The 22,661-nt window shown below is 63.2% G+C and carries 28 protein-coding genes; 22 read left to right on the forward strand and 6 right to left on the reverse strand.

Annotation, left to right across the window (positions count from 1 at the left end):
* Together VF285_RS09370 and VF285_RS09375 are read right to left on the reverse strand one after the other, a co-directional pair.
* Positions 1-279 (reverse strand): ABC transporter permease (locus tag VF285_RS09370; RefSeq protein ID WP_346952359.1); only part of this gene is annotated, 279 nt, incomplete at its 3' end.
* A complete protein-coding gene (locus VF285_RS09375; RefSeq protein ID WP_346952360.1) occupies positions 276-1,106 on the reverse strand; it encodes an ABC transporter ATP-binding protein in 831 nt (276 codons plus the stop codon). The genes VF285_RS09375 and VF285_RS09370, both read right to left, overlap by 4 nt.
* Before the next feature lie 188 nt (positions 1,107-1,294).
* Between VF285_RS09375 and VF285_RS09380 the strand changes: the two genes are divergently transcribed.
* The 16 genes from VF285_RS09380 to tatC all read left to right on the forward strand — a co-directional run bounded on the left by VF285_RS09380 (position 1,295) and on the right by tatC (position 12,763).
* Positions 1,295-2,125, forward strand: coding sequence for an ABC transporter ATP-binding protein (locus VF285_RS09380; RefSeq protein ID WP_346952361.1), 831 nt, complete (start codon positions 1,295-1,297; stop codon positions 2,123-2,125).
* Entirely contained in the window at positions 2,122-2,913 is a 792-nt protein-coding gene (locus VF285_RS09385; RefSeq protein ID WP_346952362.1) for an ABC transporter permease, read from the forward strand. Before VF285_RS09380 ends, VF285_RS09385 begins: the two co-directional genes overlap by 4 nt.
* A 4-nt stretch (positions 2,914-2,917) precedes the next feature.
* Positions 2,918-3,169, forward strand: coding sequence for a BolA family protein (locus tag VF285_RS09390; RefSeq protein WP_346952363.1), 252 nt, complete (start codon positions 2,918-2,920; stop codon positions 3,167-3,169).
* A complete protein-coding gene (gene murA / locus VF285_RS09395; protein WP_346952364.1) occupies positions 3,162-4,415 on the forward strand; it encodes a UDP-N-acetylglucosamine 1-carboxyvinyltransferase in 1,254 nt (417 codons plus the stop codon). Before VF285_RS09390 ends, murA begins: the two co-directional genes overlap by 8 nt.
* A 12-nt stretch (positions 4,416-4,427) precedes the next feature.
* Positions 4,428-5,090: an ATP phosphoribosyltransferase gene (gene hisG, locus VF285_RS09400; protein ID WP_346952365.1), complete on the forward strand. Its 663-nt coding sequence runs from the start codon at positions 4,428-4,430 to the stop codon at positions 5,088-5,090.
* Between the two features lie 357 nt (positions 5,091-5,447).
* Complete coding sequence (hisD, locus tag VF285_RS09405; protein WP_346952366.1) at positions 5,448-6,749, forward strand: histidinol dehydrogenase; 1,302 nt, start codon at positions 5,448-5,450, stop codon at positions 6,747-6,749.
* A gap of 7 nt (positions 6,750-6,756) precedes the next feature.
* Positions 6,757-7,344, forward strand: a complete 588-nt coding sequence (gene hisB, locus VF285_RS09410; RefSeq protein WP_346952367.1) for an imidazoleglycerol-phosphate dehydratase HisB — start codon at positions 6,757-6,759, stop codon at positions 7,342-7,344.
* A 21-nt stretch (positions 7,345-7,365) separates the two neighbouring features.
* Complete coding sequence (gene hisH / locus VF285_RS09415; RefSeq protein WP_346952368.1) at positions 7,366-8,010, forward strand: imidazole glycerol phosphate synthase subunit HisH; 645 nt, start codon at positions 7,366-7,368, stop codon at positions 8,008-8,010.
* Between the two features lie 41 nt (positions 8,011-8,051).
* The gene (gene hisA, locus VF285_RS09420) at positions 8,052-8,843 is read left to right on the forward strand and encodes a 1-(5-phosphoribosyl)-5-[(5-phosphoribosylamino)methylideneamino]imidazole-4-carboxamide isomerase (protein WP_346952369.1); all 792 of its coding nucleotides are present in this window, start codon (positions 8,052-8,054) and stop codon (positions 8,841-8,843) included.
* A 54-nt stretch (positions 8,844-8,897) separates the two neighbouring features.
* Complete coding sequence (gene hisF / locus VF285_RS09425; protein ID WP_346952370.1) at positions 8,898-9,728, forward strand: imidazole glycerol phosphate synthase subunit HisF; 831 nt, start codon at positions 8,898-8,900, stop codon at positions 9,726-9,728.
* Complete coding sequence (gene hisI, locus VF285_RS09430) at positions 9,725-10,153, forward strand: phosphoribosyl-AMP cyclohydrolase (RefSeq protein WP_346952371.1); 429 nt, start codon at positions 9,725-9,727, stop codon at positions 10,151-10,153. Before hisF ends, hisI begins: the two co-directional genes overlap by 4 nt.
* 94 nt (positions 10,154-10,247) lie before the next feature.
* Positions 10,248-10,595, forward strand: coding sequence for a phosphoribosyl-ATP diphosphatase (locus tag VF285_RS09435; RefSeq protein WP_346952372.1), 348 nt, complete (start codon positions 10,248-10,250; stop codon positions 10,593-10,595).
* 110 nt (positions 10,596-10,705) lie between these two features.
* The gene (locus tag VF285_RS09440; protein ID WP_346952373.1) at positions 10,706-11,074 is read left to right on the forward strand and encodes a histidine triad nucleotide-binding protein; all 369 of its coding nucleotides are present in this window, start codon (positions 10,706-10,708) and stop codon (positions 11,072-11,074) included.
* Between the two features lie 9 nt (positions 11,075-11,083).
* Complete coding sequence (tatA, locus tag VF285_RS09445) at positions 11,084-11,326, forward strand: Sec-independent protein translocase subunit TatA (RefSeq protein WP_346952374.1); 243 nt, start codon at positions 11,084-11,086, stop codon at positions 11,324-11,326.
* Positions 11,327-11,363: 37 nt separating this feature from the next.
* The gene (gene tatB, locus VF285_RS09450) at positions 11,364-11,948 is read left to right on the forward strand and encodes a Sec-independent protein translocase protein TatB (protein ID WP_346952375.1); all 585 of its coding nucleotides are present in this window, start codon (positions 11,364-11,366) and stop codon (positions 11,946-11,948) included.
* Positions 11,945-12,763, forward strand: coding sequence for a twin-arginine translocase subunit TatC (gene tatC, locus VF285_RS09455; RefSeq protein WP_346952376.1), 819 nt, complete (start codon positions 11,945-11,947; stop codon positions 12,761-12,763). Before tatB ends, tatC begins: the two co-directional genes overlap by 4 nt.
* A 138-nt stretch (positions 12,764-12,901) precedes the next feature.
* Here the strand turns inward: tatC and VF285_RS09460 are convergent, their stop codons facing one another.
* Both VF285_RS09460 and cutA read right to left on the reverse strand, forming a co-directional pair.
* Entirely contained in the window at positions 12,902-14,971 is a 2,070-nt protein-coding gene (locus VF285_RS09460; protein WP_346952377.1) for a protein-disulfide reductase DsbD domain-containing protein, read from the reverse strand.
* On the reverse strand, positions 14,968-15,360 hold the full coding sequence (cutA, locus tag VF285_RS09465; protein ID WP_346952378.1) for a divalent-cation tolerance protein CutA: 393 nt from the start codon (positions 15,358-15,360) through the stop codon (positions 14,968-14,970). The genes VF285_RS09460 and cutA overlap by 4 nt, the downstream gene beginning before the upstream one ends.
* A gap of 185 nt (positions 15,361-15,545) precedes the next feature.
* Here cutA and VF285_RS09470 point away from each other — a divergent pair, with 185 nt between their 5' ends.
* The 6 genes from VF285_RS09470 to VF285_RS09495 all read left to right on the forward strand — a co-directional run bounded on the left by VF285_RS09470 (position 15,546) and on the right by VF285_RS09495 (position 20,919).
* Positions 15,546-16,358: an IclR family transcriptional regulator gene (locus VF285_RS09470; protein ID WP_346952379.1), complete on the forward strand. Its 813-nt coding sequence runs from the start codon at positions 15,546-15,548 to the stop codon at positions 16,356-16,358.
* A gap of 19 nt (positions 16,359-16,377) precedes the next feature.
* Entirely contained in the window at positions 16,378-17,394 is a 1,017-nt protein-coding gene (locus tag VF285_RS09475) for a membrane dipeptidase (protein WP_346952380.1), read from the forward strand.
* Positions 17,395-17,451: 57 nt separating this feature from the next.
* Positions 17,452-17,916 (forward strand): RidA family protein, encoded by a 465-nt coding sequence (locus VF285_RS09480; protein WP_346952381.1) that lies wholly within the window; start codon positions 17,452-17,454, stop codon positions 17,914-17,916.
* 26 nt (positions 17,917-17,942) lie between these two features.
* Complete coding sequence (locus tag VF285_RS09485) at positions 17,943-18,449, forward strand: TRAP transporter small permease (protein WP_346952382.1); 507 nt, start codon at positions 17,943-17,945, stop codon at positions 18,447-18,449.
* A gap of 70 nt (positions 18,450-18,519) precedes the next feature.
* A complete protein-coding gene (dctP, locus tag VF285_RS09490; protein WP_346952383.1) occupies positions 18,520-19,572 on the forward strand; it encodes a TRAP transporter substrate-binding protein DctP in 1,053 nt (350 codons plus the stop codon).
* 60 nt (positions 19,573-19,632) lie between these two features.
* Entirely contained in the window at positions 19,633-20,919 is a 1,287-nt protein-coding gene (locus tag VF285_RS09495; RefSeq protein ID WP_346952384.1) for a TRAP transporter large permease, read from the forward strand.
* Between the two features lie 148 nt (positions 20,920-21,067).
* Here the strand turns inward: VF285_RS09495 and rplQ are convergent, their stop codons facing one another.
* Positions 21,068-21,451, reverse strand: a complete 384-nt coding sequence (gene rplQ / locus VF285_RS09500) for a 50S ribosomal protein L17 (protein WP_346952385.1) — start codon at positions 21,449-21,451, stop codon at positions 21,068-21,070.
* A gap of 135 nt (positions 21,452-21,586) precedes the next feature.
* The gene (locus VF285_RS09505) at positions 21,587-22,582 is read right to left on the reverse strand and encodes a DNA-directed RNA polymerase subunit alpha (protein ID WP_346952386.1); all 996 of its coding nucleotides are present in this window, start codon (positions 22,580-22,582) and stop codon (positions 21,587-21,589) included.
* Positions 22,583-22,661 lie beyond the last annotated feature (79 nt).

Here is a 22,661-nt window from a genome sequence, read left to right on the forward strand (position 1 = left end):
CGCCACCAGCAGGCCCAGCGCTTCTTCGGAGCCGTAGCGGTTCAGTGTGTAATAGCCCTGCAGGCCCAGCACGAAACCCACGAACAGGCCCGAGACCCCGATGATGAGCAGCGAATGGTTGCCAATGAAATGCACCTGCTGGGCCGTGAGGCGCGGGCGCCGCCACAGGATGCTGCTGCGTGCAAGAATCGCCCCCAACAGGCGGGCAAACGCGCCCAGGCCGGTGATCAGGGTGATGAATCCACGCCCCAGGGTGGAAACGGAGTGCACGAGATTCATGCCCGGAGCCCTTTGCGGTAGTCCGCCAGCCAATGCTCGAACGCCGGCGTGATCGGATAATGAAAGCCGATGGGGCCATCAGGCCGCCCCTGCAGAAACTGCTGCAGATAATCGTCCTTGGCCGCCGAGAGCTCGTCCGGCGTACCGTGCGCAATGAGACGGCCCTGGCCGATGAGATAGACCCGATCCACGATGGCGAAGGATTCGGCGACGTCGTGCGTAATCAGGACGGAGGCACAGTGCAGCTGGTCCGTCATGGTGCGGATAAGCTGCGCGGTAATGCCCAGCGAAATCGGATCCAGCCCGGCGAAAGGCTCGTCGTACAGAATGAGTTCGGGCTCGAGCACCACGGCACGCGCCAGTGCGACGCGCCGAGCCATGCCGCCGGAGATCTCGGAAATGCGCAGATGCGCCGCATGGCGCAAGCCCACCGCCTGCAATTTGTCCAGCACCCGATCAAGGATCTCCGCCTCTGAAACATGGGTGTGTTCACGCAGGGGAAAGGCGACGTTTTCGAAAACGTCCAGGTCGGTGAACAGGGCTCCGCCCTGGAACAGCACCCCCATGCGTTGACGCGTTTCGCGCAGGGCTTCACCGTGCAGGCTGGCCATGTCGCGGCCGAAGACCTTGACGGTGCCTGCGCTGGCCTGCAGCTGCCCGGTGGTCGCCCGCAGCAGCGTGGTCTTGCCGGAACCCGACCCTCCCATCATGGCCACGACCTGTCCCGGCCGCACCTGCAGGTCGACGTCGCGTAATACGGTGAAGTCGCCGTAGGCGAGCGATACGCCGGTGAATTCCACTACGGGAGAAGGATCAGCAGTCGTCATGAGTGCAAAAAGAAGTACCGTTGCCGATTGTACCTGCCGCTGGCAGCCGCACGGACCCAGTTGTGTCCAAATCGTGCCGGACGGGATTGCGCCAAGACCGGACGTGCGGCGACTGCCCTACCAACAAGAGCAGCGATCAACCGCTTATAATGATCGATTGGGCCCACTGTGGGGCCCAAACTTTGTCCATGCCCGCTTTAGATCTGCAACACGTCTCCAAGATTTACGCCCCCAGCCGCCAGCGATGGATCGATCGCCTGCGAGGGCGCCCTGCGCCTCAAGGCTTTCAGGCCCTGCACGAGGTGAACCTGACGGTCGAGCACGGTGAATTCTTCGGCCTGCTGGGCCCGAACGGGGCCGGCAAGACGACGATGATCTCGATTCTGGCGGGTCTTGCGCACGCCACGACGGGTCACGCTGAGGTCTGTGGCTACGACGTGGTCAAGGATTTTCGCCGCGCACGGCAGTCGCTGGGCGTGGTGCCGCAAGAGATCGTCTACGACCCGTTTTTTTCGGTACGCGAAACGTTGCGGCTGCAGTCGGGGTATTTCGGGCTGCATCACAACGACGACTGGATCGACGAAATCCTTGAAAACCTGGGGCTGCTGGACAAGGCCGACGTCAATATGCGGGCACTGTCGGGCGGCATGAAACGCCGCGTGCTGGTCGCGCAGGCGCTGGTGCACCGGCCACCGGTGATCATCCTGGACGAACCCACGGCAGGCGTGGACGTCGATCTGCGCCGTACGCTGTGGGATTTCATCACACGTCTGAATCAGGCCGGACACACGATTCTGCTCACCACGCACTACCTGGAAGAAGCCGAAGCCCTGTGTGGCCGGGTGGCGATGCTCAAGGCTGGCCACATCGTGGCGCTGGACACGACGCAATCCATCATGGCGCGCTTTGGCGGCGGCGATCTCGAAGAAGCCTTCGTGCACATCATGCACGACGACACCATCCGCGACGACACGCTGCCCGAAGTCGGCCAGACGCCGGCACTGGGAGTGGAATCATGATCCGCCCGCTTTCGCAGACCCGCCCCGCCATGGGGTCCGGCTTCCCGACGCTGCTGCACAAAGAACTGATGCGCTTCTGGAAGGTGGCCACGCAGACCATTGCCGCCCCGGTGGTCACGGCGCTGCTGTATCTGCTGATTTTTTCGCACGTGCTCGAAGACCGGGTGCAGGTGTATGGGTCGATCTCGTACACGGCATTTCTCATTCCCGGGCTCATGATGATGAGCATGCTGCAAAACAGCTTTGCCAACCCGTCGTCCTCGCTCATCCAGAGCCGCATCACGGGCAACCTCATCTTCGTGCTGCTGCCGCCTTTTTCGCACCGCCAGATCTTCGCGGCCTATCTGGTGGCCTCGGTGGTACGGGGGCTGATGGTCGGGGCCTGCATCTGGGCAGTGGCGCTCTTTTTCATCACTCTGCCCGTGCACGCGCCGCTGTGGCTGTTGATCTTTGGCGTGCTGTCGTGCTGGATTCTCGGTACGCTGGGCCTCATCGCGGGGCTCTGGTCTGAAAAATTCGATCAGCTCGCGGCTTTTCAAAATTTTCTCATCGTCCCGGCCACATTTCTATCGGGCGTCTTCTACTCGATCTACAGCCTGCCGCCTTTCTGGCAAGCGGTATCACGCTGGAACCCCGTCTTCTACATGATCGACGGCTTTCGCTACGGTTTCTTTGCGATGTCGGACGTGTCACCGTGGCGCGGCTTCGCCATCGTGCTGGCCGTGGCCGTCGCCCTGAGCCTGTTTGCCCTGCGGCTGCTTGCCAGCGGCTACAAATTACGGAGTTGAGCTCATGCAGCCTACCCCTGAACAAGTCCATCAATACATTGCCGAGCATCTGGCCTGCGAACATCTCGAGGTCCAGGGCGACGGCGCCCATTTTCAGGCGCTGATCGTCAGCATCGCCTTCGAAGGCAAGCGCACAGTCGCTCGTCACCAGGTGGTCTACCAGGCTCTGGGTGAGCGCATGCGCGAGGAAATCCACGCACTGTCGATGCGCACGCTCACGCCAGCGGAATACCAGGCTGAAGCCAGCCATGGATAAGCTGCGCATCCAGGGGGGCCAGCCTCTGCGGGGCGAAGTGCGCATCTCGGGGGCCAAGAACGCGGCGCTGCCCATTCTGTGTGCATCGCTGCTGACTGACGAACCCCTGGTGCTCACCAACGTGCCGGTGCTGCGCGACATTGCCACCACGCTGTCGCTGCTGGGCCGCATGGGCATGCGCACACAACGCCATGACGGCGAAAGCGTCACCTTGCAGGCCGACGCCATCCACAGCCAGGAGGCCCCCTACGAGCTGGTGAAGACCATGCGGGCTTCGATCCTTGTGCTGGGGCCGCTGCTGTCGCGCTTCGGGCACGCCCGGGTCAGCCTCCCGGGGGGCTGCGCCATCGGCCAGCGTCCGGTAGACCAGCATATCAAGGGGTTGGCCGCCATGGGGGCCGACATCCGCATTGAACACGGCTTCGTGGAGGCCCGTGCGACCCGGCTCAAGGGTGCCAGGATCCTCACCGACATGGTGACAGTCACGGGGACCGAAAACCTGCTCATGGCGGCCACGCTGGCGGAAGGCCGCACCGTGCTCGAAAACGCGGCCTGTGAACCCGAAGTCGTGGACCTGGCCAACGTACTGGTCGCCATGGGTGCCCGAATCGAGGGCCAGGGCACGGACCGCATCGTGGTCGAAGGCGTATCCCGGCTGCATGGCGCCACGCACCGTGTGGTGCCCGACCGCATCGAGGCCGGTACCTTTCTGTGCGCCGTGGCCGCAGCTGGCGGCGACATCACGCTGCGCGCCGTCCGCCCCGACACCTTGGGCGCCGTGCTCGACAAGCTGCGCGACACCGGGCTGGAAATCACCACCGGGCCGGACTGGATCCGCGCACAGATGCACGGGCGTCCGCATGCCACGGGGTTTCGCACCAGCGAATACCCGGGGTTTCCGACCGACATGCAGGCGCAGCTCATGGCACTGAACACGCTGGCGGACGGCACGGCAGTGATCACCGAAAGCATTTTCGAAAACCGCTACATGCACGTGCAGGAACTTTGCCGCATGGGTGCAGACATCGAAATCGACGGTCACACGGCGGTGGTGAAAGGCATCCCGGAACTGCTGGGGGCCACCGTCATGGCCACCGACCTGCGCGCATCGGCCAGCCTGGTCATTGCCGGCCTGGCGGCGCGCGGCCAAACCACGGTCGAACGCATCTACCATCTGGACCGGGGCTACGAGTGCATGGAGCACAAGCTCCAGGCGTTGGGCGCTCACATCGAACGCGTCTCTTAGACAGGACATTGCATGGCTACCGCACCGCTCACGCTCGCGCTCTCCAAGGGCCGCATCTTCGACGAGACCCTGCCCTTGCTGGCGGCCGCCGGCATCACCGTATCAGAAAGCCCCGAGTCTTCACGCAAGCTGATCCTGCCCACGGATTCCGACGATCTGCGCATCATCATCGTGCGGGCCTCGGACGTCCCCACTTACGTGCAATATGGGGCGGCCGACTTCGGCATCGCGGGCAAGGACGTGCTCTACGAGCACATGGCGCAACACCCGGGCGGGATGTACCAGCCCATCGATCTGAACATTGCACATTGCCGACTGAGCGTGGCCGCCCCGGAGGGCTTCGACTATCAGGCCGCCGTGCATCAGGGTTCGCGCCTGCGCATCGCTACCAAATACCCGCGCGCGGCCCGTGAACACTTCGCCGCCAAGGGCGTGCATGTGGACATCATCAAGCTCTACGGTTCGATGGAACTGGCTCCGCTGGTGGGACTGGCCGACGCGATCGTGGACCTGATCTCCACGGGGGGCACGATCCGTGCCAACCATTTGGTCGAGGTGGAGGAGATCCGCCATATTTCATCGCGGCTGATCGTGAATCAGGCAGCTCTGAAGATGAAGGGCGCACGCCTCCAGCCGATCATCGACGCATTCGACCGCGCTTCGGCCAAGATGTGACGCGCGCGGTGCTGGCGGGGTGGCCCGGGCGCGGGTAGGGAGGCGCCGGATGCTGACGAAGGGAGGGCGGGGGCTTTCGGCGGACATGTCTGAGCCGCGCAGCGGCGAGTTTGTCCGCCGCCCGTCCGTACGAGGCAGATCAGGGCAGCCCGACCAACGGGAGGGCCGCCGACCGTAGCGCCCGGGCCACCCCGCCAGCACCGCAGGTATTTCGACATACGGACGGTAAATCCCGGCGCAGAACAACGGCCGGAGGACACCGCAGACATCTACATACACGATCGACACAACCCGTCAAACAGGCATACACGCTAGAATGAGTGAGTTTCACTTTCTCTGGCTCTGATTTCCCCCGCCATGTCTCTGATCAACCGCCTGGATGCCCGCGACCCGGATTTCGACACGGCGCTCAAGCACCTGCTTGCCTACGACGCCTCGCAAGACGAGGCCATCGAAACCACCGTACGCAACATCTTGCACGACGTGCACACACGCGGCGATGCGGCGGTGCTCGAATACACAGCCCGTTTTGACCACGTCACGGCCGCTTCGGTCGCCGAGCTCGAAATCCCGCACACTGAACTGCAGGCAGCGCTGGCAGGCTTGCCGGCCGACCAGCGTGACGCCCTGGAAGCCGCCGCCGACCGCGTGCGGAGCTACCACGAACACCAGCGGGCACAGACCTGGACCTACACCGAACCCGACGGCACCGTGCTGGGACAGCAGGTCACGCCGCTGGATCGCGTCGGCCTGTACGTACCCGGGGGCAAAGCGGCCTACCCTTCGTCCGTCCTGATGAACGCCATCCCCGCCAAGGTCGCGGGCGTGCCTGAACTCATCATGGTGACACCGACGCCCGGCGGCACGCGCAACGCCATGGTGCTGGCGGCCGCTTCCCTGGGTGGCGTGGATCGCGTCTTTGCATTGGGTGGTGCGCAGGCCGTGGGCGCACTGGCCTATGGCACACAAACATTGCCGGCCGTGGACAAGATCACCGGGCCGGGCAACGCCTACGTGGCCGCCGCCAAGCGCCGCGTGTTCGGTACCGTGGGCATCGACATGATTGCCGGCCCTTCTGAAATCCTGGTCGTGGCCGATGGCAGCACGCCGGCTGACTGGCTGGCGGTCGATCTGTTCTCGCAAGCTGAACACGACGAGCTCGCGCAAGCCATTCTGCTGTGCCCCGACGCGGCGTATCTGGACGCGGTGCAGGCTGCCATGGAGCGCCTCTTGCCCGACCAGCCGCGCGTGGACATCCTGCGTACCAGCCTGTCACAGCGCGGCGCGCTCATCCACGTGCGCGATCTGGCACAAGCCTGCGCCATCGCCAACCACATCGCCCCGGAACACCTGGAGCTTTCCGTCCGCGATCCCCAGGCGCTGCTGCCGCAAATCCGCCACGCGGGCGCCATTTTTCTGGGCGCACACAGCTGCGAGCCATTGGGTGATTACTGCGCGGGCCCGAACCACGTGCTGCCTACGGCCCGCACGGCGCGGTTCTCATCGCCACTGGGGGTGTACGATTTTCAGAAACGCAGCAGCCTGATTCAGGTCTCGCAAGCAGGCTCGCAAACGCTGGGTCGCATCGCCGCCACGCTGGCGCGCGGCGAAGGCCTGTACGCCCACGCACAAAGCGCAAGCCTGCGCCTTACGGATTGAACCTACCATGCGCACCGCCACCGTCGAACGCAATACCCAGGAAACCCGCATCCGCGTCGCCATCAACCTGGACGGCACAGGGGTCCGCACACTGAACACCGGTGTGCCGTTCCTGGACCACATGCTGGATCAGATCGCGCGCCACGGACTGTTCGATCTGGACATCCAATGCGAAGGCGACACGCACATCGACGATCACCATAGCGTCGAAGACGTGGGTATCACCTTGGGCCAGGCCTTTGCACAGGCGGCGGGCAACAAGGCGGGGCTGCGCCGCTACGGACATGCCTACGTTCCGCTGGATGAATCCCTCTCACGCGTGGTGGTCGATCTCTCTGGCCGCCCGGGGCTGTTCTATCACGTGGATTACGCCCGCGCCCGCATCGGTACCTTCGACGTCGACCTGGCGCGCGAATTCTTCCAGGGCTTCGTCAACCACGCCCAGGCCACCGTGCACATCGACAACCTGCGCGGCGAAAACGCCCACCACCAGTGCGAGACCATCTTCAAGGCCTTCGGACGGGCCCTGCGCATGGCGGCCGAACTCGATCCGCGTGCGGGCGGTGCCATCCCTTCGACCAAAGGAGCGCTCTGAGCGCCCACCGGATTTCACACCGTGACACGAATCGCCATCGTTGATTACGGCATGGGCAACTTCCACTCGGTCGCGCGCGCCTTGCAGGCTGCCGCCCCCGAGCAGGACATTCGCCTTGCCCACACAGCGGCCGACATTGCCTCGGCTGACCGCATTGTCTTCCCGGGCCAAGGGGCCATGCCCGACTGCATGCGCACGTTGCGTGAATCCGGCCTGCAAGAAGCGGTGCTGGCTGCCGCCCGCAGCAAACCCTTGCTGGGTGTGTGCGTGGGCGAACAGATGATGTTCGAAGCCAGTGACGAAGGCCCCACTCCGGGCCTGGCACTGTTTGCTGGCCAGGTACGCCGCTTTGCAGGGCAGGCCTTCGACGCCCCACCGGCCGACTCCATGCCGCTGAAGATCCCCCACATGGGCTGGAATGCCGTGACCCAGACCCGGGCACATCCGCTCTGGCAGGGGGTCGCCCAGGACACTCCGTTTTATTTCGTGCACAGTTACTACGCCGTGCCTGCCGAGTCATCGCTGATTGTGGGCACCAGCCTCTATGGGCAAGATTTTTGCTGTGCGATTGCCGCCGAGAATATTTTTGCCGTACAGTTTCATCCAGAAAAGAGCGCCGCGCCCGGCTTGCGCATCTATCGCAATTTCGTACACTGGCAGCCCTGACCTTTATTGATTCCGACTTTCCAGCACTGAACTAGACGACCATGCTCCTCATCCCCGCCATCGACCTCAAGGATGGGCACTGTGTGCGCCTGCGCCAGGGCGACCTGCACGACGCCACCGTGTTTTCCGAAGACCCGGCCGCCATGGCCACCCAGTGGGTCGCCCAAGGCGCCCGCCGGCTGCACCTGGTGGATCTGAACGGCGCCGTCGCCGGCAAGCCCCGCAACCGCGCAGCCATCGAATCCATCGTGGATGCCACAGACGAAGATGTCCCCATCCAGATCGGCGGCGGTATCCGCGACCTGGATACGGTCGAGTATTACCTGGACAACGGTATCTCGTACGTCATCATCGGCACCGCAGCCGTGAAAGACCCGGGCTTCCTCAGCGACGCCTGCTCGGCTTTTCCGGGCCACATCATCGTGGGACTGGATGCACGTGACGGCAAGGTAGCCACCGATGGCTGGTCCAAGCTCACACGCCACGACGTGCTCGACCTGGCCCGCAAGTTCGAAGACTACGGCTGCGAATCCATCATCTATACCGATATCGGTCGCGATGGCATGCTCTCGGGGGTGAACGTCGAGGCCACCGTGCGTCTGGCACAGCACGTGCGCGTACCGGTCATCGCCTCCGGCGGCGTGGCCTCACTGGACGACATCCGGGCGCTGTGCGACGTGCAAGACCAAGGCATAGACGGCGCCATCCTGGGCCGCAGCCTGTACGAAGGGACGCTGCAGTTTGCCGCCGCGCAGGCGCTGGCGGACGAACTCTCCGGCACAGATGACCAAACAGACGAAGACGACGCAGAAGACACGACCGGGGATGCCTGAGCGCGTGCCTTTTTTCACTCGCCACACCGCCCCTGGCACCTCCCGGACCCGCCCATGACAGTTGCCGCTTACCCTGCCACGAGCCCTTCATCCGGATTGTGCTGCCGCATCATTCCCTGCCTGGACGTGAACGCCGGGCGGGTCGTCAAGGGAGTGAACTTCGTCAACCTGGCCGACGCGGGCGACCCGGTCGAGATCGCACGGCGCTACGACGAACAGGGTGCGGACGAACTCACCTTCCTGGACATTACCGCCACCTCGGATGAGCGTGGGCTGATCCTGCCCATCATCGAGGCCGTGGCGCGCCAGGTCTTCATTCCGCTCACAGTGGGGGGCGGGGTGCGTCAGGTGTCAGACATTCAGCGCCTGCTGGATGCAGGCGCCGACAAAGTTTCGATCAATAGCGCTGCCGTCGCACGACCCGAGCTGGTCGCCGAGGCCTCGCGACACCACGGGTCGCAGTGCATCGTCGTAGCCATGGATGCCCGCCGCGTCTCAGCGCCTGGCAAACCGGCCCGGTGGGAAATCTTCACTCACGGTGGGCGCAAGGCCACAGGGCTGGACGCCATCGCCTGGGCTCGCCGCATGGCGGATTCTGGCGCAGGCGAACTGCTGCTCACCAGCATGGACCGCGACGGCACCAAATCGGGCTTCGATCTGGAGCTCACTCGCGCAGTGTCTGATGCAGTCCCTATCCCCGTGATCGCCTCCGGGGGCGTGGGTACGCTGCAGCACCTGGCTGATGGCGTGATTCAGGGGCACGCCAGCGCGGTGCTGGCCGCCAGCATCTTCCACTTTGGCCAATTTTCGATTGCCCAGGCCAAGGCCCACCTGGCCGCACAGGGCATTCCCGTGCGCGGCATTGCCGAGCCCGTTGAATCATGACTTCACCCTCCCTGCCCACTTGGCTCTCCGAACTGCACTTCGATGCGCAAGGCCTCATTCCTGCCATCGCACAGGATGCACATAGCGGCAAGGTGCTGATGATGGCGTGGATGAATGCTGAGGCCATCCAGGAAACCGTGCAGTCGGGCCAGGCGGTGTATTTTTCGCGATCGCGCCAGCGCCTGTGGCGCAAGGGCGAGGAATCCGGCAATACGCAGACGGTGCACGATATCCGGCTGGATTGCGATGGCGACGTGTTGCTGCTCAAGGTGACCCAGAACGGCGGCATCGCGTGCCATACAGGCCGCGAGAGCTGCTTCTTTCGCAGCCTGGAACCCTACGACGGCGATCACACCTGGGTCGTGCAAGAGCCCGTGCTGAAAGACCCGCACGAGATCTACCAGCATCCAGGGCACTCGCATTGACCCATTCCGGCGCGGCCCGGGTTGGCGGTCAGCCCCTGGCTGACACCGATGATATTCACCGCGCCGCGCCACCTCTCTTCACGGATTGATCATCATGACTGTCGAATCCACTTCTGATCTGCTGGCTCGCCTGGCTGATACTCTGGCCACCCGCCGCCCCGATCGCGGCGGCGACCCCAAGACTTCGTACACGGCGCAACTGCTGTCACGCGGGCCGGACGCCTTCCTGAAAAAAATCGGCGAAGAAGCGACCGAACTGGTCATGGCTGCCAAGGACGGCACGCCGGATCGCATCGTGGCCGAGACCGCCGATCTATGGTTTCACTGCCTGGTGGTCTTGACGCACTTCAACCTGCGCCCGGAAGACGTGTTGGCCGAACTCGCTCGCCGCGAGGGACTTTCGGGGCTGGAAGAAAAGGCCGCACGCAAGCACTCAAGCTAACCAAAAAGGAGACTAAGGGCATACCCCGGGCTGCTGTGGCCCAGCGCCCGCCCAAAATGTGGCAAGATATGAGTCTGACGGGCCGACGTTCGGCCGCCTTCCAGAGCGCTATGAGCCACGATTGCCTGTTTTGCAAGATTGCACACCACGAAATCCCGGCCAAGGTGGTGTTCGAAGACGATGAATTCATCGCCTTCCACGACATCAACCCGGCGGCTCCGGTACATCTGTTGCTGGTCCCCAAGCATCACGTGGGCTCATTGGCCGACATCGGCACCAACGACGGTGCCTGGCTTGCCCGCATGATGCAGCTGGTGCCGCGCCTGGCGTTCGAAAACGGCGCCAACCCCTTGCCCGCCGGTGGCTTCCGCATGGTGGCCAACGCAGGGCTCGAAGGTGGCCAGGAAGTCGATCATTTACACTTTCACATTCTGGGCGGCGCACGCCCCTGGAACAAACGCGCGGCTCCGGCTGCTTAGGAGAACCTCATGGGTGGTTTGAGCATTTGGCACTGGCTCATCGTGCTGGTCATCGTGGCGCTGATCTTCGGCACCAAGAAGCTGCGCAATATCGGTGAAGACCTGGGTGGAGCCGTCAAAGGCTTCAAAAAGGGCATGAAAGACGCGCAAGACGAAGCCACCGCACCAGCGGCTGCGAACCCTGCCGTCGCCCAAAAGGTCCAGGACGACAACACTGTTGATGTGCAGGCGCGCGAAAAAACCGACGCCTGATCCTGTCGTCTGATTCCCTTTCTGACCTGGAAACTCCATGTTTGACATCAGTTTCAGTGAGCTGATGGTGATCGGCGTGATTGCGCTCATCGTCCTCGGCCCCGAGCGTATGCCCAAGGTCGCCCGTACTATCGGCCACCTGCTGGGTCGTGCGCAGCGCTACGTCAACGAGGTCAAGTCCGACATCCAGAAAGAAATGGACCTGAAAGACATCGGTGACATCAAGACGCAGATGGAAGACGCGGCCCGTTCGGTGCAGTCTTCTCTGGCTGAGTCCACCGAAGCACTCAAGTCCGCTGTCGAAGCGCCCACGCAAACGTTGAAGGACAGCCTGAACGAGGCCCGGCAAGCCTTGGGCACGGCGGCCCCCGCGGCTGCGGCGGGTGCTTCCAGCACCGAGACACCGTCCCCGACAACCGCCGAGCCCCCGGCAGCAACGCCCGTCCTGACCTCAGAGGCCAGCCCGGTAGCGCCTGCCGTTGCGCCAGTAGCCACAGAAACGGTCGTCGCCTCCAACAAGGCGCCTACCCCTGCTGCCGATCCCACCGCTGCAGCACCCGGGGTGGCCGGCACTCCAGCAGCTGCGGCTCCACCTGAACCCAGCTCCCACAGCCCGGCATGACAAACGCTTCCGAAGACACCCAGGACTCCTTCATCTCGCACCTGGTCGAGCTGCGCTCGCGCCTGATGAAGGCGGTAGCCTCGGTCCTCGTGGTCGCCATTGCCCTGTTCATCTGGCCCGGCTCCGACACCATCTACAACTTGCTCGCCCGCCCGATGCTCGAAGCGTTGCCGCAGGGCTCGCACATGGTGGCCATCGGCATCACGACCACGTTCATCATTCCGCTGAAGGTCACCTTGCTGGTGGCGCTGGTGATCTCGTTGCCCTTCGTGCTCTACCAGATCTGGGCGTTCGTGGCCCCTGGCCTATACCGCAACGAGCAGAGGCTGGCACTGCCGCTTATTGTCTCGAGCACCCTGCTCTTTTTGCTAGGCATGGCGTTCTGCTATTTCGTCGTGTTCCACACGGTCTTTCGTTTCTTTGCCCGGATCGCGCCTTCCAGCATCGAGATGATGCCGGACATCGAACACTACGTGAATTTCGTGCTCACGCTGTTTCTGGCCTTCGGCGCAGCCTTCGAAGTCCCTATCGCGGTGGTACTGCTGGTCAAAACGGGCATGGTCACTGTCGCGAAGCTGCGTGAAGTCCGCGGCTACGTGATCGTGGGCTGCTTCGTGGTGGCCGCCGTCATCACACCACCCGACGTGCTCAGTCAGCTGATGCTGGCCACGCCGCTGTGCTTGCTGTACGAAATCGGCATCATCACCAGCGCCATTCTCGAGAAGCGCAAAAAAGAAACCGACGATGCGGACGCCGCGCGCGAGCTGGTTGCCAACGACCAAGACCCACCGTCTGACGGGCCTGCCGAGCCGTAACGAGCACCCGGCGATCTTCCGATCTTTGCTTGCATGACCCAGCGGGCCTGAATGGAATTTATCTATTCAGTTATCTACCCATGATCTGGAAGCCGAGCGCCCATCAGACTCTCGATGAAACACCTTTCAACCTGAACTCTAACGCGCCGCGAGCACCCGATCCTGGACACGGCCAAAGGCATCGGCTTTCAGGAACCCAACCACCCGAGCCTGCGGAACAAGCCCTTGACGGGGGTCGAAGAAAAGAATCCCTGGGGGCCCAAACAGGTCAAACTGCTTGAGCAAGGCGCGGTCGTCAGGCGTCATTCGGGTGACGTCGGCTTGCAGCAGAATCATGCGGCCCATGCGGGCAGCCACTTGCGGGTCACTGAAAGTGAATTTTTCCATTTCCAGGCACGAGACACACCAGTCGGCGTAAAAATCCAGCATGACCGGGCGGTCGGCCTGCGCAAGGCGCGCCTGCAGATCCTGCACGGAGGCCACTTTGGTGAAGCGTGCGCGAATGGCGGTCGGGTCGCTCAGACCTGCGACGGCACCCACTGCCCTGCCGCCTCCTGCGCCAGTAAAGGGCGCCAGTGGCCTGAACATGTCACCTCCGCCCGCCAGCAGGCCGGCTCCTTGCGCCAGGCCCCACAACGCCAGCGATAGCGCCAGTGCCCGCAACAGCAGACGCAGGGGCGGCATGGTAGCCAGCGTACCGTCGGCAACGCCAGGGTCGGCGCCTTGAAGGCGGCTGCTTCCGGAGGCACCCACCGAGGTCCACAGCAACAGCGCAGCCCAGAAAGCCAACAAAATCCAGCCAGCGACGTAGAGCGTCCCGGCCAGCAGCGGCCGGGCCATCCACCACGCGGTGGCCAGCAGCAGCAGCCCGAATCCCGTCTTGAGCGTCGTCATCCAGGCGCCTGCACGCGGCAGCAGAGCCGCCGAGCCCGCTCCCACAAACAGCAGAATCAGGCCCTCGCCCCAGGCCATGGCAAAGAGCGCGCTGCCGCCCACCACGACGTCGCCGGTCTGTGAGATGAAGAGCAGTACGCCCGCCAGAGGGGCCGCCACACAAGGTCCGACGATGAGCGCTGAAAGCATCCCCATGACGAAAGCGCCGCTGGCATGCCCGCCGGGAATGCGCTGCAGACGCGACTGCAGCCGCGACTGCAGCCCCACCGGTACCTGCAGCGTAAAGACGTCGAGCATCGCCAGCGCGAACAAGGCGAGCAGCAAGGCAAAGGTACCGATCATCCAGGGCGATTGCAGCCACGCCGCCAAACCGGCGCCCAAGAGGCCTGCAGCCACCCCCAGGGCGGTGTAGACCAGGGACATGCCGAGCACGTAGGCCGCGGCAAGGCCCAGGCCACGAAGACGCCCATGCGCCAACTGCCCGCGCCCGGCGATGACGGCCAGCAGAATGGGGATCATGGGCAGAACACAGGGGGTCAGCGACAGCAGCACGCCCAGCAACAGGCTCAGGCCCAGGATCTGCCACAGCGGTGCCTGGTGCAGCCAGGCCGCCATGCCCGTGTCGTCCAGATTGAACCACGCACCAGACCCGGCTGCAGGCGCCGTACCGGCCACACCCGGGGAGGCCTCTGCCGCGAGCAGGTTCAGGCTGTGGCCGGGCGTCTTTGCGGGCATGACCGCCAGGGCGTCCTGCGGCGCAGGAACGCTGGAGCGGACCTGCGGCCCTTGCGCCGTGTACCCTCCCGACGCCGCAGCCAGTGTCAGTGTCTGGGTCATGGGCGGGTAGCAGATCCCCTGGTCCGCACAGCCCTGGCTCGTAATGCTGACCTTGAGTGGTGCGGCCGCGCCCACGCGCAGCGGAATCCGCAGTGTTACCGCACCGTGGTAGATCTCCATGTCCTTCTCGAACGTGGGGTCGTACTTGACGATGCCTTTTGGCAGGACGACGGAGTCAGACCAGAGTGCCCCCGTGGGCCGGTCGGCCGGGTCGGTCAGCGTAGAGGGGCGGTACAGCAGCAACTTGCCCAGCGCGTCATCGACGCGGATTTCGAAGCGCTCCTGGTACATGTAATAGCCGGGCGCGATGGCGTAGTGCACATCCAGCGCCTGCGGGCCAGCCATGGCGGCCGTAGCCACGAATGCCTTGGCCGGGTCGAGGAACTGGTCGCCCGCCTGGGCAGGCGGCACTGCAGCACACAGGCCAAGTACCGCCGCGAGCGTGGCCAGCAGGCAGCGCAACGCACGCAGGCTCACAGCGCCCCCTCTGCGGCAGGACGAGTCGCCTGCGCGACCCAGTCCAGGTAAGACTGGCTGCCTGCCGCGACGCCCAGCACGAGAAACTCCGGCAGCTCGTACGGATGCAGACTGCACAGGCGCGCGTACAGGCGCGGCAATGCGTCAGCCGTGGTCTTGAGCGTGAGCGGGTATTCGTCGCCGCCTTCGAGTTTGCCCTGCCACAGATACATGGCACTGACTGCACTGCCCACATGGGCACAGGCCACCAGCGACTCTTCAACCAGAACGTGGGCAATGCGCTTGGCCAGCAGTCCATCGGGCGCCGTGGTCAGCACCACGACCGTGTCGGCCGGATCCGAGCCCTGGCGCCGCAGCGCCGGCACGGCGCCAAGTGTTTGATCTGTCATGATTTCGGTACAGAAGAAGGCTTCTCATTGTACCTACTTGTACCTATTGCCGAATAACGCCCCAGCCATCATTCAGTCACATTCCTGAGTCTCAGGGTATGCCCTAGTTGGCACGTCCCTACCAGCGGCGTTAAATTCGCTTTACAAACTATTGTTCGTAATCCGAATTTATTAAACCCTGTCCCATGACCTCAGCGCGTCCAGACAACAAGAAGAACACGGTCCAGTCTCTCGCCAAAGGGCTGAAGATCCTGACGACCTTCAGCCCCGGTGAACCCGAGCTCACCATGGCCGAAATCGCGCGGCGCGCCGACGTGGACAACGCCACTGCGTTCCGCTACCTGAACACGCTGGTGGATCTGGGCTACGTCCGCCGCGTGCCAGATTCGCGGCTATTCAGCCTGACGCTGCAAGTGCTGGACCTGGGCTTCAACGCCATCGCCCATTCGAACCTGAGAACCGTGGCGCACCCCATCCTCAGAGAGCTGGTCGGCGAGGTCAACGAGGCCGCGTCCATCGGCGTGCTCGATGGCACGGAAATCTGCTATGTAGAGCGCTTTCAGCGCGGTCTCACCCGCATGGGCGTCGACATCCGGATCGGCACACGCGTTCCGGCATGCACCACGGTCATTGGCCATTCGCTGCTGGCCTGGCTGCCCACGAGTCGCCAGCAGGCCATCTTCAACGGGCACAGAGCAGAAAAGCGCACCGACCGCCATCCCGTAGACCCCGAAACATTGCTGCAGCGGCTCACCGAAGTCCGAGCCCGCGGCTATTCGATCTCTCTGCCAGACCAGTTTCAAGGGTTCTACGCCATCGCGGCGCCCATCCTCGACCAGGACCAGGTCCCCATCGGCGCAATCAGCACTGCCGCGCCCGCTATCTCCATGACGCTCGAACAGTTCGAGGCCAAGTCGGCGGGCCCAGTCTGCCACGCCGCGCGCCAGTTGGGAACGGCTCTTCAATCCCTGGGGGGCTTTGCCCACCTCGACCCATGACTCTTACAGGACACACCGCGTGAGCACGCCCAAAAACCTGGCCGAAACCCGTGCCCGGACATTCCCCATCGTCGATGGCGCTCAGTACTGCCGCTGGAACCGAGAAATCTTCACGCAAATGGCGCAGGGAGGCGTTGCCGTGGCAGGCGCCACGATCGCCTACCACGAAACGCCTTACGAGCTGCTCCTGCGCCTGGGCGAATGGCAACGCCGGTTCCAGGCCTTCAACGACCTGATCCGCCCCTTCGATGCCTCGACCGACATCGAGCAGGCAGGGCAAGACGGGCGCGTGGCCATCTTCTTCGGTGCCCAGAACCCTTCGGTCATCGAAGCCAACATCGATTTCATCCCGGTGTTCCGCCAGCTGGGTCTGCGGATGATGCAAGTCACCTACAACACGCAAAGCCTGCTGGGTTCGGGGTGGCGCGAACCCAATGACAAGGGGCTGACCCTGTTCGGCCAGAAGGTCATCGAGTCCATGAACCGGGCCGGGATGCTGGCCGATCTGGCCCACGCCGGCGAACAGACCATCCTGGATACGGCCGAATTCTCCCCCCTGCCCATCGTCATCTCACATGGCAATCCGCGGAAATTCCGGGATACCGCGCGGAACATCACCGAGCGGGCCATGCGCGCAGTCGCCGACAGCGACGGGCTCATGGGGCTGAGCCTGTACCCGCACCACCTGCCCAAGGGGTCGGACACGACGTTGGCCGAATTCTGCGACATGGTGTCGTTCGCAGTAGAGGTCATGGGAGATCGCCACGTGGCGATCGGCACCGACCTGTGCCAAGGGCAGGCGGATGAAGTTCTGAACTGGATGCGCGCAGGACGCTGGGACCCACCCCACGACCCCGACGGCGAGCCTGAAGTCCGGTGGCCACAGCCACTGGCATGGTTCAAGTCCAATGCCGACTTCCCGAACATCATCGAAGCACTGGTTCATCGGGGTTTTGCGCACGAGACCATCGCCAGGATCGCGGGCGGGAACTGGCTCCGGGTGCTCGCCTCCACACAGCGCACGGCACCCTGCTGAGCCCGACCGGCCCGGACAAGTCATTCATCCATCACACAGTCACAGGATTTCACCAGCATGATCGCAGAAAACCTTTCGCTACCCACCATCGAGAACCCGGCATTTCGCTATTCCAGCGCCCGTGTGCACGACGACGTCATCTGGACGAGCGGACTCATCCCCAAGATCAAGGGGGTGGTAGAGCCCAGCGGGATCGTTGGTGAGAGCATCACGCTGCCGCAGGCGTGCGCCGCCGCGCGGCTGTGCGCACTGCAGGGCCTGGCGATCGCGGTCAGGGCTGCAGGTGGCCGTCGCAGTGCGGTCCGGGGGATGCTGACCTCGACCTGCTACGTCGCCTGCACCGCCCAGTTTGCCGGCATTTCCGACATTGCCGACGCGGCCCAGCAAGTGATGGCAGACGCTTTCGGAAAGTCCCCGGACTACGTGCGATCGACGGTCGGCGTGGTCAGGCTCCCGGCCAATTCGCCTGTGATGTTCGATTTCTCGTTCGTACTCGACCCATCCGCACTCGCCGGCAGTTGATTCCACCGACCAGGCCAGGACTCATCATGAACACTTTCGACAAGATCGTCACCCGCATAGAAAATGCCGCCATGGCCATCGCCGCCATCATCCTGGCGCTCATGGTGCTCGCCGAGACGTACAACGTGGTCATGCGGTACTTTTTCAGCGCGCCGCCCGGGTGGGTCTACCCCGTCGTCACCAACTACGTGCTTGAGGGCCTGTTCTTCCTGGCCATCTCCTGGACACTGCGCACGGACGGTCACATCCAGCTGGATTTGCTCAGCATCCACTTCAGTCATGGCCTGAAGAAGCTCGTCGGCATCGTCTGCAATCTCGTCGCGCTCGCATTTTTTGCCACCATTCTCTATCTGGGCGCACTCCGCACACTGGAGGCCATCATCCACTGGGACATCAGCCCGGACGTTTTGCGCTGGCCCCTGTGGACCTCGTACATCTTCGTGCCCATCGGCTGCGGCATCATCTGCCTGCGCCTGTTGTACCGCATCGCGGCCGCCACACCCATCGTCAGCCACGAAGCGCCCCCAAATTGACCCGCGACAAACACCTTCCCCCAGGAAAGGCGCCAGGTCGAAATTCCACCCGTCAAAAGGAGCAACGAACATGAAACATCTCATTCGCGGCGCGGCCGCCATTACCGTCCTCAGTCTTGCAACGAGCTCAGCGCTGGCACTGACCGTCAGCGGAAAGGACGGGCAAAAAACCTATGAACTCAAGGTGGCCGACTGGTTCCCCACCAGCAACCCCATTTCGGTGGATGGCGCGAAATTCTGGATGAACGAGGTCACTCAGGCCAGCAAGGGCGCCGTAAAGTTCAAGTACTACCCCGCAGGTCAGCTCGCTGCGGCGCGGGACCTTCTCTCGATTACGCAAAGCGGCCTGACCGATATCGGCGCAACCGCGCCCGAATTCAACGCCGACAAGCTGCCGCTCTCCACAGTCGGAAACCTCCCGGGGCTGTTCGAAGAGTCGTGCCGCGGGACGCGCGTGCTCTGGAAGATGTCGACTGAAGGCGGCATTCTGTTCGAGAAGGAATTCAAGCCGCAGCACATTCATCCGCTGATCCTTGCCGTCACGCCGCAATACGAGCTTTTGTCGGCCTCCAAGCCGATCAGGACTCCCGCCGACGCCAAGGGGCTGACCATACGCTCGGCAGGCGGCACGAAAGACCTGACGATCCAGGCGATCGGCGCGACCCCGGTTTCCATCTCACCCGCCGAGATGTACCAGGCTCTGAAACTCGGGACGGTCAACGCAGTAGCGTTTCCCTACTCCAACGCAGCCGCCTACAGCCTGCAGGAAGTCGCCAAATTCGGAACTGAGGGCGCCAATCTGGGTTCGTTCGTCGACCTGTATGCCATCAGCGACAAGACCTGGAACAAGCTGCCCAAAGAGATACAGCAGATCATGATGCAGGCGGGCGAAAAGACCAGCATGCACCTGTGCCAGGCACTCAACGACGACACCACCAGCAAGATCAAGCTCTTCGAGCAGGCCGGAACCAAGATCGACAAATTCGACGCCCAAGGCGTCGCGGCCTGGAAAGAAGCCACAAGCGGGGTCATCGCCAAGTGGGTGAAGCAATACAGCGCACAAGGGCTGCCCGCACAAGAAGTGATCGACAACCTGAAGACCATCCAGCAGAGCCTGCAATGAGGGCCACCACCCTCCACCACGCCGGCCGACACTGACGACACACTCCATCCGGGACAAAGCATGACCATCTTGCTGGGTGCAACATCCTTACTCTTCATTCTCCTGCTCGCAGGGATGCCCATCGGCTTTGCCATCGGGGCATCTGGCGCGATCGGTTTGTTCCTGACCGGAGGCTGGGATGCCATGAACAGCGTCCTGAGCACCTCGCCTTATACGGCAGTGGCCTCGTTTTCGCTGGGTGCGATCCCCATGTTCATCTTCATGGGAGAGATGGTCAGCCATGGCGGTGTGACCGATGAGCTGTTCGAAACCACAAGCGCCTGGACCGGGCGGCTGCCTGGCGGGCTGGGCATTGCGACCGTGATCTCTGGCGCGGCCTTCGGCGCAATCTCGGGCTCCAGCACCGCCGGGGCCGCCACGCTCGCACCCACGACCATCCCGCAGCTGGTCAAAAACGGGTATTCGCGCAAACTCGCCAACGGCCTGGTGGCCACGGTCGGCACCCTGGCCATGATGATACCGCCCAGCATTGCCCTCATCCTGTACGGATTACTGGCAGAGAAGAGTATTGGCAAACTGCTGATTGCAGGCATCATCCCCGGCCTGATCCTGTCGGTGGCCTTGTGCCTCACCCTGCTGCTCATCATCCGGCGCGACGGCTCGCTGGTCACGAAAGGCCATAAATACAGCTTCGCAGAGAAGCTCAAGGCGCTCTCCACGACCTGGTCCTACTTCATCCTGTTCCTGATTGTCTTCGGGACGATTTACCTGGGGGCCGCCACTCCGACCGAAGCCGCCGCCATCGGGGCCTTCGGCACCGTGGTGCTCAACGGCCTGCGCAAGCGCCTGAGCCGCAAGATTCTCGTGGCCGCGCTGACGGAAACGGCCAGCATTACGGCCATGATCTCCATGATGCTGGTGGGCGCCTACATCTTTGGCTATTTTCTGGTGCTCAACGGCGTCACGCAGGATCTGACTCAGTTCATCACCGGCCTTGGGTGGAACAGGTATCTCATCCTGATTCTTTTCGGGGTGCTGTACCTGGTTCTGGGTGCCTTCATGGACCAGGTCGCCATCCTGACCCTGACGGTCCCGCTGGTCGTGCCCATCATTACCGGGCTGGGATTCGACCCGATCTGGTTCGGTGTCATGGTGATCCTGTTTGCCGAGATCGGGATGATCACCCCGCCGTTCGGTATGAACGTCTTTGTGGTGGCGCGGTGTACCAACCAGCCGGCCGCATCGGTCTTTGCGGGGGTCTGGCCATTCGTCGGGGCGCTGCTGGTAGTCGCGGTCATCCTTTCTGCCTTCCCCTCCATCGTCCTGTGGCTGCCCCACTTCATGTAAGGTGCAGCACGCAAGCGCCCGCCCGGCCTTGCTCGTCACGACAAAAAGCCCGAGGGCGGATACCGTCCTCGGGCTTTGATGAAACCATTCGTCAAACCGCCTGGCTAGGCAGGACCTTGCCGGCCCTGCAGCAGAACGGCTGCACCGATCACTCGGCAGCAGCCTCCTCGGCGGCCGGGCGGTCGACCAGTTCCATGAAGGCCATGGGCGCATTGTCGCCTTGGCGAAAGCCCATCTTCAGGATGCGGGTGTAGCCGCCGTTACGCGCCTGGAAGCGCGGCGCGATGTCGCCGAACAGCTTGGCCACGGCATCGCGGTCACGCAGGCGGGCATAAGCCAGGCGGCGGTTGGCCAACGAAGGCGTCTTGCCCAGCGTGATCAGGGGTTCGACAACGCGGCGCAGCTCTTTGGCCTTGGGCAGCGTGGTCTGAATAGCTTCGTGGGTCAGCAGCGACACAGCCATGTTGCGGAACATGGCCAGACGGTGGCTGCTGGTACGGTTGAGTTTGCGAAGGCCAGAACGATGGCGCATTTTGATTTCCTTTGAATCTGAAACCCGGATCTTCTATCGCACAAGGCGCGGCCCGGGTGGGGTGACGACACCTGCCCCCAACGGGCAGGCGCAAGATTTTAGCATGGGCAAGGCCAGCGCCCCACCCATGCCGACTTAGGGGCGTTCCAGCCCGACAGGCGGCCAGTTCTCGAGCTTCATGCCCAAGGTCAGACCACGTGCAGCCAGAACTTCCTTGATTTCGTTGAGCGACTTGCGGCCCAGGTTCGGGGTCTTGAGCAGCTCGTTTTCAGTGCGCTGGATGAGATCGCCGATGTAATAGATGTTCTCGGCCTTCAGGCAGTTGGCCGAACGCACCGTGAGTTCGAGGTCGTCGACCGGGCGCAGCAGCACGGGGTCGATGGCAGCATCTTGTCCCAGCGGGCTGCTGGTGATGAGTTGACCCGAATCCTTGTCGGCGAGCGACGCAAACACCGAAATCTGATCCATCAGGATGCGAGCCGATTGACGCACCGCTTCTTCAGGACTGATCACGCCGTTAGTCTGGATGTCCAGCACCAGCTTGTCGAGGTCGGTGCGCTGTTCGACGCGGGCGTTTTCAACGGCATAGCTGACGCGATACACCGGGCTGAACGAAGCATCGAGCACGATCTGGCCGATCGTGGCGGAATGGTCGTCCGTCAGGGCGCGCACGTTGCCAGGCACATAGCCACGGCCTTGCTCGACCTTGATCTGCATTTCGACGCGGCCCGTATCGGTCAACGTCGCGATGACGTGTTCCGGATTGAGGATCTCGACGTCGTGCGGCAGTTCGATATCGCCGGCAAGGACTTCGCCCGGGCCCTGCTTGGTCAGTTGCAGCGAGACTTCCTCGCGGTTGTGCAGCTTGAAGACCACACCCTTGAGGTTCAACAGAATGTCGACAACGTCTTCGCGCACACCAGGAATGGTGGAGTATTCGTGCACCACGCCGCTGATCTGGACTTCGGTGGGCGCGTAACCCGTCATGGACGACAGCAGGATGCGACGCAGGGCGTTACCCAGCGTGTGACCGTAGCCGCGCTCGAAAGGCTCCATCACGACCTTGGCGTGATTGGCGCCAATGGATTCGACCGAAATGGTGCGGGGTTTCAGAAAACCTTGTGCAGACATGAAGATTCCTTTTCAATACCCTCGGCTCGTTACACCGATAAGGCTGACGGAAATGGGCCGACCAGCGGCCCGGAACAAG

Source organism: Castellaniella sp., assembly GCF_036379515.1.
Classification (GTDB): Bacteria; Pseudomonadota; Gammaproteobacteria; order Burkholderiales; family Burkholderiaceae_B; genus Castellaniella.

Excerpts from the sequence above, each read along its gene's own strand:
- hisG (WP_346952365.1), top strand. The coding sequence starts at position 4,428 with ATGGCTACCGCACCGCTCACGCTCGCGCTCTCCAAGGGCCGCATCTTC.
- VF285_RS09375 (WP_346952360.1), bottom strand. The coding sequence starts at position 1,106 with ATGACGACTGCTGATCCTTCTCCCGTAGTGGAATTCACCGGCGTATCG.
- tatA (WP_346952374.1), top strand. The coding sequence starts at position 11,084 with ATGGGTGGTTTGAGCATTTGGCACTGGCTCATCGTGCTGGTCATCGTG.
- tatC (WP_346952376.1), top strand. The coding sequence starts at position 11,945 with ATGACAAACGCTTCCGAAGACACCCAGGACTCCTTCATCTCGCACCTG.
- hisF (WP_346952370.1), top strand. The coding sequence starts at position 8,898 with ATGACAGTTGCCGCTTACCCTGCCACGAGCCCTTCATCCGGATTGTGC.
- VF285_RS09495 (WP_346952384.1), top strand. The coding sequence starts at position 19,633 with ATGACCATCTTGCTGGGTGCAACATCCTTACTCTTCATTCTCCTGCTC.
- VF285_RS09385 (WP_346952362.1), top strand. The coding sequence starts at position 2,122 with ATGATCCGCCCGCTTTCGCAGACCCGCCCCGCCATGGGGTCCGGCTTC.
- hisI (WP_346952371.1), top strand. The coding sequence starts at position 9,725 with ATGACTTCACCCTCCCTGCCCACTTGGCTCTCCGAACTGCACTTCGAT.
- hisD (WP_346952366.1), top strand. The coding sequence starts at position 5,448 with ATGTCTCTGATCAACCGCCTGGATGCCCGCGACCCGGATTTCGACACG.
- cutA (WP_346952378.1), bottom strand. The coding sequence starts at position 15,360 with ATGACAGATCAAACACTTGGCGCCGTGCCGGCGCTGCGGCGCCAGGGC.
- hisA (WP_346952369.1), top strand. The coding sequence starts at position 8,052 with ATGCTCCTCATCCCCGCCATCGACCTCAAGGATGGGCACTGTGTGCGC.
- rplQ (WP_346952385.1), bottom strand. The coding sequence starts at position 21,451 with ATGCGCCATCGTTCTGGCCTTCGCAAACTCAACCGTACCAGCAGCCAC.
- VF285_RS09470 (WP_346952379.1), top strand. The coding sequence starts at position 15,546 with ATGACCTCAGCGCGTCCAGACAACAAGAAGAACACGGTCCAGTCTCTC.
- VF285_RS09480 (WP_346952381.1), top strand. The coding sequence starts at position 17,452 with ATGATCGCAGAAAACCTTTCGCTACCCACCATCGAGAACCCGGCATTT.
- murA (WP_346952364.1), top strand. The coding sequence starts at position 3,162 with ATGGATAAGCTGCGCATCCAGGGGGGCCAGCCTCTGCGGGGCGAAGTG.
- VF285_RS09380 (WP_346952361.1), top strand. The coding sequence starts at position 1,295 with ATGCCCGCTTTAGATCTGCAACACGTCTCCAAGATTTACGCCCCCAGC.
- VF285_RS09505 (WP_346952386.1), bottom strand. The coding sequence starts at position 22,582 with ATGTCTGCACAAGGTTTTCTGAAACCCCGCACCATTTCGGTCGAATCC.
- tatB (WP_346952375.1), top strand. The coding sequence starts at position 11,364 with ATGTTTGACATCAGTTTCAGTGAGCTGATGGTGATCGGCGTGATTGCG.
- dctP (WP_346952383.1), top strand. The coding sequence starts at position 18,520 with ATGAAACATCTCATTCGCGGCGCGGCCGCCATTACCGTCCTCAGTCTT.
- VF285_RS09440 (WP_346952373.1), top strand. The coding sequence starts at position 10,706 with ATGAGCCACGATTGCCTGTTTTGCAAGATTGCACACCACGAAATCCCG.
- hisB (WP_346952367.1), top strand. The coding sequence starts at position 6,757 with ATGCGCACCGCCACCGTCGAACGCAATACCCAGGAAACCCGCATCCGC.
- VF285_RS09485 (WP_346952382.1), top strand. The coding sequence starts at position 17,943 with ATGAACACTTTCGACAAGATCGTCACCCGCATAGAAAATGCCGCCATG.
- VF285_RS09435 (WP_346952372.1), top strand. The coding sequence starts at position 10,248 with ATGACTGTCGAATCCACTTCTGATCTGCTGGCTCGCCTGGCTGATACT.
- VF285_RS09390 (WP_346952363.1), top strand. The coding sequence starts at position 2,918 with ATGCAGCCTACCCCTGAACAAGTCCATCAATACATTGCCGAGCATCTG.